Genomic DNA, 11,629 nt, shown 5'->3' on the forward strand with positions numbered 1-11,629 from the left:
ATGCCCCGCTCGGCTGATTGAGATCCCTGGAAGGGGCCGACCCCACGGTCGGCCCCTTTCTCACGCCTTGCCGCAGATGGCGACGATGAACGTGGAGTCCTCCGTGAAGGGGCGGAGGTCCCACGTCGAGAGCGGGATCTGGAGTTCGAGCCCGGCCTGCGCGCAGTCGGCGAGGAAGTCGCGGAAGTCGTAGCCGCGGCCGGCGCCGAAGCCGATGACGGCGCGTCCATCTTCTGCCAGGTGGGTCGCGAAGCGGTGCAGCACGTCAACCCGGGTGGAGGGGGCCAGGAAGCCCATCACGTTGCCGGCCGAGACGATCACGTCGAAGTTGGCTTCGATGCCCTGCGCCGGGAGGTCCATCTCCGCCAGGTCCCCGACGACCCACGTCGGGCCGGGGTGGTCCTGCCCGGCGGCCTCGATCAGTGCCGGGTCGACGTCGATCCCTACGACGGTGTGGCCGAGCTCGTGAAGCCTGCCGCCCACCCGGCCGGGGCCGCAGCCCGCGTCGAGGATGCGGGAGCCTCGCTGCGCCATGGCGTCGACGGTGCGGGCCTCGCCGTCGAGGTCGTTGCCCTGCGCCGCCATGGTCCGGAAGCGCTGGATGTAACGGCGGGAGTGATCGGGATCCGCTTGGATCATGCGGGTCCACTTGCTGGGCTCAGGGGTCATGCGCGCAATTGAATCAGAGCCTCCTGAGGGAGTCGAACCCTCGACCACTCGCTTACAAGGCGAGCGCTCTGGCCGCTGAGCTAAGGAGGCGTGGGCCCTATTGTGCCAAGCCGGGGCGCGGAATTCCGAATCAGGCGCCCGATGCGGCCACGAACATCTGGCCCTCACCGTGCACCGTGACGTCCTCGTCTGCGGCGAGGAAGGCGCTGTCGCCCGATTCCAGGTGCATGTCGCCATCGTCGCCCTGGAGCACGAACCGGCCCGCCGTGACCAGCGCGATGCGACCGCAGTCTGAGCGCGGTACCGGGAGGTGGGAACCGTCGACGGGGGACACCAGCCACAGCTCGAACTCCGGGAACGACGTGGGGTAGACGTAGACGCCGTCCGCGCCCTCGGCGACGAGGACGGTGGGCTGCAGGGGCTCGAAGCGGACCACCTGCAGCAGGCCGTCCACGTCGATGTGCTTCTGGGTGAGGCCGCCGCGCATCACGTTGTCCGAACTGGCCATGATCTCCACGCCCACGCCGCGGAGGTAGGCGTGCATGATGCCGGGCTCCAGCGCCACGGCCTCGCCGGGTTGCAGTGTGAAGCGGTTCATCAGGAGCGCGGCGAGGATGCCGGGGTCACCGGGGAAGTGCTCGTCGAGTTCGACGGCGGTGCGGGCGAACTCGCCCAGCGCGCCCGGGGCCTCGAGGAGGTTCACGGCTGCCGCGAGCACAACATCGACCAGGTGCCGCCGCTCGTCGAGCGAGAGGACGTCCAGGAAGACCTCCTGCAGGGCAGGGGCGGCGGCGCGGTCGCGCAGCGGGCCGATGACGGAGGCCAGTTGGTCGGCGACACCGAGGGCCTCGAACAGGCCGGCCGTCTCCAGCGGGTCGCGGAAGCCGAGGAGGCCCTCGAACGGGGTGAGTGCGACGATCGCCTCGGGCTTGGGCCAGTCGTCCTTGAAGGACCGGGTGGGCTCCGACGGGTGGAGTCCCAACAGCGATTCGCGGGCGTAGCCGACTTCGGCCTGCTGCCGCGAGGGATGCGCCTGCAGACTCAGCGGGGTGGAGGCGGCCAGGATCTTCATGAGATAGGGGAGCCTGTCGCCGAACTCGGCGCGGGCGGCGGCGCCCACCACCTCCGGGTTCTCCTGGACGTGGGTGGCCAACGCCATCCCGTCGTCGAGGAAGGCGTGGCCCCCCGGATGAGTGCCCAGCCAGTACTCGGCCCATGGCCGGTCGTCTGGCTCTCGGCGAAGGATCCCCGGGATGGCCGTGTGGCTGCCCCAGGCGAAGTGCTGGACATGGCCGGTGAGTCGGCGCATCGGGGATCGGCTCCTAGGGACGTGGTGTGCGGGCAGAGGCGACTCTACCTTCGGACTGGTACCAGTGTTGCCGCAGTTGAATGACACAGGTGTCGTTTGCAGCTAAACTGACCGTCATGTCCGAGGCCCTTATGCACACGCCGGTCGACCTGACCGAACGCGAAGCCGCGATCCTCGACTTCGAGGACAGCTGGTTCACGTCCGCGGTGCCGAAGGAGCAGGCGATCATGGAGAGCTTCTCCCTGTCGTCGGCACGCTACTACCAGCAACTCAACGCCCTGATCGACACCCCGCGCGCGCTGGCGTACCGGCCGCTGCTCGTGAAGCGTCTGCGCCGCATGCGGAGCCAACGCCAGGCTGCGCGCTCGGCGCGCCGCCTCCACGCCTGATCAGTCACCGACGGAACCTCAGCGCCGCCAAGCCCTCACGCAGGGGGCGTTTTGTGCCCACGCGGTAGCCGCCCTTGAGCAGGTCCGCCTGTACCTCGAAGTGATTGGCCGTGGCCCTGTCCCCGGAGCGGAGCATGGACCAGGCCACCGCAATCACGTAGAGCGGGATGAACGGCAACCCCAGGCAGTAGGCGTACTGCCACGCATGCGCCTCCTCATGGGCGAGCAGGTCAGGGATCCGCCCCTCGACCTCGCCCACCGTCTGGCCGGGAACCAGCACGACGTCGCCCACCGTCATCGCGCTGGCGTTGACCAATGGCAGCTTCACCTGCTCGAACACGATGAGGTGGCCCTGACGGCGGGGCCGGCCACGGCCGACAAGGCCCAGTGCCAGCCCCAGTGGGGTGGAGAGATTGAGCGCGTTGGCGACATTCCGGAGGGTTCGCGGCGTGTCCATGGGATCACTCTAGTGAACCGATGCCCCAGAAGCTTTGCACTCCCTCGGGGAGAGTGCTAATAATGGGGTTAGCACTCTCACGTTTGAGTGCTACCGAATTGCGGTGAGGCCCGGAAGGGCCGTCCGTCGCGGGCACCAGCAGTTCAACCTGACATCTGAAGACACCCGGGGCTAGCCGCCCCATCGACGGGAGGACTCCCGAACACCATGGCAAAGCTGATTGAATTCAATGAGGCCGCACGACGCGGCCTTGAGCGCGGCATGAACACGCTTGCGGACGCCGTCAAGGTCACCCTCGGCCCTAAGGGCCGCAACGTCGTCCTGGAGAAGAAGTGGGGCGCCCCCACGATCACCAACGATGGCGTGTCCATCGCCAAGGAGATCGAGCTCGAGGATCCCTTCGAGCGTATCGGCGCCGAACTCGTCAAGGAGGTCGCCAAGAAGACCGACGACGTCGCCGGCGACGGCACCACCACCGCCACCGTGCTGGCACAGGCGATGGTCCGTGAGGGCCTGCGCAACGTGTCGGCCGGCGCGAACCCCGTTGGCCTGAAGAAGGGCATCGAGACCGCCGTCGCGGCGATCGTCGAGAAGCTCGGCGAACTCGCCATCGACGTTGAGACCAAGGAGCAGATCGCCGCCACCGCGTCGATCTCCGCTGCTGACCCCACGGTCGGCGAGATCATCGCCGAGGCGATGGACAAGGTCGGCAAGGAAGGCGTCATCACCGTCGAGGAGTCGAACACGTTCGGCCTCGACCTCGAGATGACCGAGGGCATGCGCTTCGACAAGGGCTACATCTCGCCCTACTTCGTCACGGACGCCGAGCGCATGGAAGCGACGCTGGATGACCCGTACATCCTGCTCGCCAACTCCAAGATCTCGTCGCTGAAGGACCTCCTGCCCGTGCTGGAGAAGGTCATGCAGTCCGGCAAGCCGCTGCTCGTCATCGCCGAGGACGTCGAGGGTGAGGCCCTGGCCGGCCTCATCGTCAACAAGATCCGCGGCACGTTCAAGTCGATCGCCGTCAAGGCGCCCGGCTTCGGTGACCGCCGCAAGGCCATGCTCACCGACATCGCCATCCTGACCGGTGCCCAGGTCGTCTCCGAGGAGGTCGGCCTGTCGCTCGACACCGTCTCCCTGGACCTCCTCGGCCAGGCGCGCTCCGTGCTCGTCACCAAGGACGAGTGCACCATCATCGAAGGCGCCGGCGACTCCGAGCAGATCGAAGGCCGTGTGGCCCAGATCCGTCGCGAGATCGAGAACTCGGATTCCGAATACGACCGTGAGAAGCTCCAGGAGCGTCTCGCCAAGCTGGCCGGCGGCGTCGCCGTCATCAAGGTCGGCGCGGCCACCGAGGTCGAGTTGAAGGAGCGCAAGCACCGCATTGAGGACGCTGTCCGCAACGCGAAGGCTGCGGTCGAAGAGGGCATCGTTCCCGGCGGTGGCGTCGCGCTGCTGCAGGCCTCGAAGCTCGCTTCGGTTGAGGGCCTGACGGGCGACGAGGCCATCGGCGCCCAGATCGTGTTCGCCTCCGCTTCGGCTCCGCTGAAGCAGATCGCCTTCAACGCCGGCCTCGAGGGCGGCGTCGTGGCGGAGAAGGTTGGCTCGCTCCCCGCGGGCGAGGGCCTCAACGCCGCCACCGGCGAGTACCAGAACATGGTCGAGGCCGGCATCATCGACCCGGCCAAGGTCACCCGCTCGGCGCTGCAGAACGCCGCGTCGATCGCCGCGCTGTTCCTCACCACCGAGGCAGTCATCGCCGACAAGCCGGAGAAGGCCCCCGCGGGCGCTCCCGGCATGGACGAGATGGGCGGCATGGGCGGCTTCTGACCCCGCTGGTTGAGCCGGCCGCCTCCGACGAAGGAGGAGCGCGGACGCGTCGAAACCGTTGAAGGATTCTCAACGCCTGAATCGAGAAGGGCGGTCCCGCAAGGGGCCGCCCTTCGTCGTGCCGCCACCGTTTCCCGCTATGGCTTGCCACCGTTTGCAAGCGGGAGCTGCCACCGTTTTAAGTCTGCGACCGCCACCGTTTTCAAATGCGCCATAGCATTCGGAGTATGTGAAGGCTGCGCAGTTGGTATCGCGTCACGACTACCGGCACCTGGCGTGGTTGCGGGAGAAGCTGGGGGATCAGCTGGTGGCAGGGGTCGTCCTGACGATGGACAAGGTGGGGCGACGGCTGCAGGACAATCTCTACGCCTTGCCGGTGAGTGCGTTGTGGATGCTGTGAGGTAGGGGCGATTACGCTGGGCGCCGAACGGAGGTGTCATGGTGAGTGCCGTGGGCGGCGGTGCCGTCGCCAGGCGCGCGAGCGAGACTGCTGGTCTCCGGTTGCTACGCGCGGACCTGATGCCCGTGCTCGTGGCCATCCTCGGCGCCCGTTTCGAGGAACGTCGCACCATCCCATACGCCGAGTTCGTGCTGATGGTGGCGGACGACCTCGACGAGTTGCGCGGAACCGGGATCAGCGCGCCGCGTACCGCGCAGGAGTACATCGCTGATTGGGTGCGCGACGGCTACCTGGTCCGGCGTCCCACAGCGGCGCGCGAGGAGACGGTGGAGCTGTCCCGCTCGGCGGCAGACGCGGTGCGCTTCGTCCTCAGCATCGAACAGCCCCAATCGACGGTGACCTCATCCCGGTTGAGCAACGTCACCGGGCTCCTCGGAGACCTGGCTCGCGACTCCGACCCCAACCCTGAGCGGCATCTCGAACTGCTCCGGGCCCAACGTGCCGAGCTCGACGAACAGATCCGCCGCGCCGAGGCCGGGCAGTACGAGCCGATGTCCGATGCTGCCGCACGTGAGCGCCTGCTCGAAATCCTGCGGCTGGCCAGCGAGGTGCCGGGCGACTTCGCCCAGGTTGCCGACGACCTCGAGGCCCTCAACCGGGACCTCCGCGAGCAGATCGTCAGCCACGACGGTGCCCGCTCGGGCGTGCTGGGCCAGATCTTCGACGGCGTGGACGTGATTGAGAACTCGGAGGCGGGCCGCACGTTCGGTGCCTTCCACGAACTGCTACTCGACCCCGTCCTGGCGGATCGCTTCAACACCGCGGTGGACGCGGTGCTCGAGCGGGGCTTCACCACCGAGCTGCCCGCCACCGATGCGGTCTTCCTGCGCCAGTTCCTGATCGTGTTGCAGCGCGAGAGTGCGCAGGTGCGCCAGCGCCTCACCGATTTCTCGCGCAGCCTTCGACGGTTCGTCGAGACGCAGGAGTACCGGGAGCACAAGCGTCTAGCCGAGGCCCTGAGCCGCGCGGACCAGGCAGCGCTGGCAGCGTTGCGCACGGTGCACCCCACCACGGAGATCGGTCGCGACCTCGACCTCACGTCGATGCAGATCTCTTCCATCGGCGCCTGGCGGCTGCACAACCCCGCAGACATGCGCCCGGAATCGGACGTCACGGAGCACCTCACCGGGGAGCTGGACCTCGCCGTCCTGCGCCAACTCGTCCGCCTGACCGAGATCGATTTCGCGGAGTTGCAGGGCAACGTCGCTGAAACCGTCGCAGAGGTGCCGGGCGCCACCGTCGGGGACGTGCTGGGCCGGTTCCCCGCCACGCAGGGCCTGGCCTCTGTCGTGGGGCTTCTCCTGCTGGCCACCCAGCACGGGGTACCGGCCAGTGGGCAGGAACTCTGGCGATGGACCTCCGCCACAGGCACGGACCGCACTGTCGGTGCGCCCCGATATGTTTTCCTCACCGTCCCTTCCGAGTGGAGTGCCCATGTCGCTGCAACCCGCGCCCAAACGGGCCGATGAGGTCGACGACCTCGACGAGTTCGACGACGACCTCACCGAGCCCCTAGCCGACCCGGGAGAACTGGACCCCGGGACCAGGCGCGTCCTGCTGCGGCTGTTGCGCGGGCCATACCTCCGCGCAGAGGAGCACTCCCACCTCTGGCACGCGCTCGTCCGCAACGAGCCGCTGGTGCGCTCACGGCTCGCGGATCTCTACCTCGAACTGGTCGTGGATCTCGACGCCGGGGTGGCGTTCGTGCGCAACCTGGACCTGGAGGATGCGCCCAAGGTGGTGCGCGCCCACCCGCTGACGGTGCTCGACACCGTGCTCGTGCTGTTCCTGCGCCGCACGCTGCTCGCCGGTCAGGGGCAGGCCACCCGCACCTTCGTGGGCCGCGATGACATCGAGGATCAGTTGCGTGGCTTCCAATCCCTGGACACCACCAACCGCAAGGGCTTCGACGACCGCATCACCGCTTCGATCAACAAGATGAAGGCCAACTCTGTGCTGCTCAACGTCACCGGCAGCGACGACCGCTGGGAGATCTCGCCCGTGCTGGCCCTTGTCTTCGGGGCCGACGAGGTGGCCGCCGTCACCGCAGATCTCGAGAGGCTGGCCGCCCCATGACGCAACACAGGCTGAGCCGGGTGCAGGTGGTCAACTGGGGCACCTTCGACGGCGCGTGGAGCTTCACGGTGCCGTGGAAGGGGCTCCTCATGACCGGCCCCTCGGGAGCCGGCAAGTCCTCCCTGCTCGACGCGATGGCGGCCATCCTGGTACGTCCCGCGAAGCTGCGGTTCAACGCTGCTGCCCAGGGCACGGATACGGGGGACCGGGAACGCAGCACCCTCACCTACGTGCGCGGGGCCCACAAGCGCGAGACGGATGAGACCACGGGCGAGGTGGGCACCGCGTACCTGCGCCGCGGCGCCACCTGGAGCGGAATCGCGCTGACCTACACCGACGAGCGCGGCAGCGAGGCCACGCTGCTGCGCCTCTTCCACATCCGCTCCGGTTCCACGGACGCGGCAGATCTGAAGTCGATGTACGTCTTCGCGTCGGAGCCGGTCGACGTCATGGCCCTCAAGCCGTACGTCGAAACGGGTATCGAGAACCGCCGTGTCAAGGCCGCCTTCCCCGCCTGGGACGTCTACAGCTCGGACGCCTACACCGGTTTCGCCGCGCGCTTCCGGCGGCACCTCGGCATGGGCAGCGAACAGGCGCAGGTGCTGCTCCACAAGACGCAATCGGCCAAGAACCTCACCAACCTCGACACCCTGTTCCGGGAGTTCATGCTCGACCTGCCGGAGACGTTCCGGTTGGCCGACGAGACGGTCGAGCAGTTCGGCGAGCTCAGCCAGGCACACGCCACCGTCGTCGACGCCCGACGGCAGGTGGAGGCGTTGAGCCCGCTGCGCAGTGCCGCCCAGCAGTTGTCGGCGCTGGCCAAGGCCAGGCGTCAGTTGGAGCTTGAGGAACAGCATCTGGGCACTTGGCTGCTCGGCCGGGAGCTGACCGCCGCGCGGGTGCAGGAGGAGCGGCAGCGGCCCGCCGTCGCCCGGCTGGCAGAGGAGTTGTCTGCGGCCGAGCGTGAGGCCACCACTGCGGAAGCGGCACGGCAACAGGCGCAGCGGGCTGTCGACCAGTCGGGTGGCGCCCAACTGGCCACGCTGGAGCAGGTGCGGGGTCTGCTGCAGCGGGAGCGCGCCCAGCAGGAGGCGCGGGCGGCCGCATGGCGGGAGGCCGCCACCGAGTTGGGGCTGTCGTTCCCGGCGGATGCCGCGACGGCCGAGGGGTTCCTGAGCGAATTGCAGGGTATCCGGGTATCAGATGAGGAGAGCCGCGCCCGGTTCGGGGAGCGGCAGTACGAGGCGATGGCGGAGCGTGGCCGGATCACGGATCAGATCAGCGTCCTCGAACGTGACCTCAGTGCGTTGCGGACGCACCGCTCCAACCTGGATGCCCGGCTGCTGCGGGTGCGCAGCAGGCTGGCCGAGCAGTTGGGTATCGCCGAGGAGCGGCTCCCCTTCGTTGGCGAGTTGGTGCAGGTGCGCGAGGAGGAGGCGCCCTGGACGGGCGCGATCGAGCGGGTGCTGGGCTCCTTCGCCCGCACTCTGGTGGTGCCGGAGCGGCATTACCGCGCGGCCGCCGAGTTCATCGATGAAGACTTCCTCGGCGCCCGCCTCGTTTACGAGAAGGTGGACGAGGGAGACGCGGCCGCTCAGTTGCGCGCCGGTGGGGAATCGCTGCTGGCCAAGCTGGAGTTGGCCGATGGGCCCTATCAGGGATGGCTGGGGGAGCGGTTGGCGGCGCGCTTCGATTACGCCTGCGTCGAGTCGACGGAGGGGTTCGCCCGGCACGCGAAGGCGGTGACGCGGCGTGGCCAGGTCAAGCACTCGGCGGCCCTGCACGAGAAGGACGACAGGCGGCGCGTCGATGACCGTTCGCGCTGGGTGCTGGGCTTCACCACCGAGGCCAAGGAAGCCGAACTGGAGCGGCTGCTGGCCGTGCAGCGCGAGCTCCAGGAGCAGACGCAGGCGCGGCTGGCCGAGCTCGACGGTAAGGGGGAGCGGCTGCAGCTGCGCCGCCGCCTCCTTGAGCGCCTTGATGATTTCGACTGGGCCTCGGCGGACCTGCAGCAGGTGCTCGCTCAACTGGGCGATGTAGACCGACAGCTCGACGAGTTGCGCAGTCAACACCACGATCTTCGCCAGTTGGAGGCGGCGCTGGAGCGGGCCAAGGTGGCACTCACCTCGGCGGGGCGACGGCGCGACGACCTCGCCGTCGAGCACGGCAAGGCAGCTGACGCGCTCGCGGCCGTGGCGCAGCGGATCGAACGTCTGGTGGCCGACATCGAAGCCGCTGCCCCCATGCCACCGGAGGCAGAGGAGGCGCTCGCCGGTGTGGCGGCGGAGCTGGGCGCGCCCGACGACAGGCTCGAGGTGGAACTGCGGCGGCGCTTCCGGGAACGCTCTGACGAGAACCTCAAGCACACCAACAAGGCGGAGAGCCGGGCGGTGCGGGCCATGGGCACCTATCGGCGCGAATGGCCGGGGGCGGCGGCAGATTGGGGTGAGGCCGTGGATTACCTGCCGGAGTTCCTGGCGCGCCTCGACTCGCTCGAGTCGGACGGCCTGCCTGCCTTCGAGGATCGGTTCTTCACGCTCCTGCAGAACCAGGCCCGCAACAACATCAGCCAGCTGCACATGCAGATCCGTGGTGCGTACCGGGAGATCCGTAGCCGGGTGGACGAGGTCAACAAGTCCCTGCTCATGACGGAGTTCGCGCCCAACGAGTACCTGCAGATTGAGGTCACGAACCGCTCGCTGCCCGACGTGGCGGCCTTCCTGGCCACGCTCAACGACATCACTTCCGGCTCGGTGATGGACGCCGTGTCCATGGCCAGCGCGGCGGAGCGGGCCGCGGCGGAGGTGCGCTTCGGGCAGATGCAGGCGCTCCTCGCGCGGCTCAGCTCCGATGACCCGGCGGACAAGACGTGGCGGCAGCGATGCCTGGACACGCGCCAGCACGTCGCGTTCCGCGCCAAGGTGCAGGACCCCGACGGCGTGCAGGTGGACGTCTTCACCGGCTCCGGCGGACGTTCCGGCGGCGAGCGGCAGAAGCTCGTGACGTTCTGCCTGGCCGCAGCCCTGCGCTTCCAGCTGGCCCCACCCGGCGAGCTGCGCCCCACCTATGCGCTGGTCGTCATCGACGAGGCCTTCGACAAGGCCGACCACACGTTCACGCAGGCGGGCCTGGAGGTGTTTCGCACCTTCGGGTTCCAGCTGCTCCTGGCCACGCCCATGAAGATGCTGCAGACCATCGAAGACCATGTGGGCGGCGTCGTGATGGTCGCGAACCAACCGGGGCGTGGCTCGACGCTGCAGGAGTTGCCGTTCGACACGAGCCGGCCCACCATCGACGAGGGGCCGGAGGCGGAGCAGGGGGTGCTGCTGTGAGGACGGTGGCGGACCTCCGCGCCTGGGCCGCCCGGCAGTGGGCCCGAAACTGGCGGGAGTGGGCGGCCATGCCGGAGTCGACCGGGCCGCCCTCCTGGCCGCTTCACCCGCCCACGCAACGAGAGCTCGCCGCGGACCCGGATGCGGTGGCGTTGGCGGTCGGGCAGTGGCGCCAGTTGGAGGGAGAGGACGGCGTCACCCTCGAGTGGGTGGAGCGGACGCTGCCGTCGTTCGGGAGGCAACGCCTCCCCAGCCGTGCGCACCTCAGCGGCCCCGCCGTCGCGCGGCTCCTGGGGGAATCCGAGGCATGGGAGCGGGCGACGGCGGCGCTGGCACACCTGCGCCACGCGTGGCCGGTGCTGGAGCAGCACCCGGCGGCGACGCGGGCGGTGAAGGCGCTGGCCACTCTGCCGGAGGAGGATCTGGTGCGGCTCATGGCCGTGCTGGGATGGTTGGAGGCGAACCCGGAGACGGTCCGATGGGAGCGGGAACTGCCGGTGCCCGGCGTCGACACCAAGTGGGTCGAGCGGCACCGCACCCTGGTAGGGGAGTTGGCCCACGCCATCACCGGGAGCTTGCCTGGGCTCCGCCGGATCGGGGCGCGCTTCACCGTGCACCTGCCGCCGGAGGCCGACGGCGTGCGGCAGTTCTCCGTCGACCTGGAGGGGTTGCGTGGGCTTGGCCTCCGGCCGCAGCGGGTGCTCATCGTCGAGAACGTGGTCTCGTTGCTGTCGTTGCCCGATCTGTCGGGAACCGTGGCCATCCACGGTATGGGCTTCGCCGCCCCCACCCTGGCGAGGGTGGCGTGGGTGGCCGCGGCGGAGCAGCTGTACTGGGGAGACCTGGACACCTACGGGTTCCAGATCCTCGGCCGCCTTCGAGCCGCGCTCCCGGATGTCCGCTCAGTCCTGATGGACGTGGCGACGTTGACCGCGTATCGCGGTCTCGCCGTGACCGAGCCCGTGCCGTTCCGCGGAGCGATCGGATACCTGACCGCTGAGGAACACCGCGCCTTGGCGATGCTGCGCACCGGGGACCTGCGATTGGAGCAGGAGCGGCTGCCGGCCGACGCCATCCGCCAAGCCCTCATGTCCGTCTAGGGAC

The 11,629-nt window shown here is 68.8% G+C and carries 10 protein-coding genes and 1 tRNA gene; 7 read left to right on the plus strand and 4 right to left on the minus strand.

Annotated elements, in window-relative coordinates:
* Positions 1-60: 60 nt before the first annotated feature.
* The 3 genes from ACX1DX_RS13635 to manA form a co-directional block, all read right to left on the minus strand.
* Entirely contained in the window at positions 61-669 is a 609-nt protein-coding gene (locus ACX1DX_RS13635; RefSeq protein ID WP_182762404.1) for a class I SAM-dependent methyltransferase, read from the minus strand.
* A gap of 17 nt (positions 670-686) precedes the next feature.
* Positions 687-759, minus strand: a tRNA-Thr gene (locus tag ACX1DX_RS13640).
* A gap of 40 nt (positions 760-799) precedes the next feature.
* Positions 800-1,978 carry a mannose-6-phosphate isomerase, class I gene (gene manA / locus ACX1DX_RS13645; protein WP_459397027.1) on the minus strand — a complete coding sequence of 393 codons (1,179 nt, stop codon included), beginning with the start codon at positions 1,976-1,978 and terminating at the stop codon, positions 800-802.
* A 116-nt stretch (positions 1,979-2,094) separates the two neighbouring features.
* Between manA and ACX1DX_RS13650 the strand changes: the two genes are divergently transcribed.
* Positions 2,095-2,367, plus strand: a complete 273-nt coding sequence (locus ACX1DX_RS13650; RefSeq protein ID WP_182762399.1) for a DUF3263 domain-containing protein — start codon at positions 2,095-2,097, stop codon at positions 2,365-2,367.
* Between the two features lie 4 nt (positions 2,368-2,371).
* Here ACX1DX_RS13650 and ACX1DX_RS13655 read toward each other — a convergent pair whose 3' ends face one another.
* The gene (locus ACX1DX_RS13655) at positions 2,372-2,824 is read right to left on the minus strand and encodes a hypothetical protein (protein ID WP_459397028.1); all 453 of its coding nucleotides are present in this window, start codon (positions 2,822-2,824) and stop codon (positions 2,372-2,374) included.
* 207 nt (positions 2,825-3,031) lie between these two features.
* On the opposite strand from ACX1DX_RS13655, the gene groL reads away from it, so the two are divergent.
* The 6 genes from groL (at position 3,032) to ACX1DX_RS13685 (ending at position 11,625) form a co-directional block, all read left to right on the plus strand.
* Positions 3,032-4,657, plus strand: coding sequence for a chaperonin GroEL (groL, locus tag ACX1DX_RS13660; RefSeq protein WP_076063776.1), 1,626 nt, complete (start codon positions 3,032-3,034; stop codon positions 4,655-4,657).
* A gap of 244 nt (positions 4,658-4,901) precedes the next feature.
* Complete coding sequence (locus tag ACX1DX_RS13665; RefSeq protein ID WP_459397029.1) at positions 4,902-5,057, plus strand: hypothetical protein; 156 nt, start codon at positions 4,902-4,904, stop codon at positions 5,055-5,057.
* Between the two features lie 38 nt (positions 5,058-5,095).
* Positions 5,096-6,586, plus strand: coding sequence for a DUF3375 domain-containing protein (locus ACX1DX_RS13670; RefSeq protein WP_459397030.1), 1,491 nt, complete (start codon positions 5,096-5,098; stop codon positions 6,584-6,586).
* The gene (locus ACX1DX_RS13675; RefSeq protein ID WP_459397031.1) at positions 6,552-7,193 is read left to right on the plus strand and encodes a DUF4194 domain-containing protein; all 642 of its coding nucleotides are present in this window, start codon (positions 6,552-6,554) and stop codon (positions 7,191-7,193) included. Before ACX1DX_RS13670 ends, ACX1DX_RS13675 begins: the two co-directional genes overlap by 35 nt.
* Positions 7,190-10,525 carry an ATP-binding protein gene (locus ACX1DX_RS13680; protein ID WP_459397032.1) on the plus strand — a complete coding sequence of 1,112 codons (3,336 nt, stop codon included), beginning with the start codon at positions 7,190-7,192 and terminating at the stop codon, positions 10,523-10,525. Before ACX1DX_RS13675 ends, ACX1DX_RS13680 begins: the two co-directional genes overlap by 4 nt.
* The gene (locus ACX1DX_RS13685) at positions 10,522-11,625 is read left to right on the plus strand and encodes a Wadjet anti-phage system protein JetD domain-containing protein (protein ID WP_459397033.1); all 1,104 of its coding nucleotides are present in this window, start codon (positions 10,522-10,524) and stop codon (positions 11,623-11,625) included. Before ACX1DX_RS13680 ends, ACX1DX_RS13685 begins: the two co-directional genes overlap by 4 nt.
* Positions 11,626-11,629 lie beyond the last annotated feature (4 nt).

The organism is Tessaracoccus zhenghani, assembly GCF_054552775.1.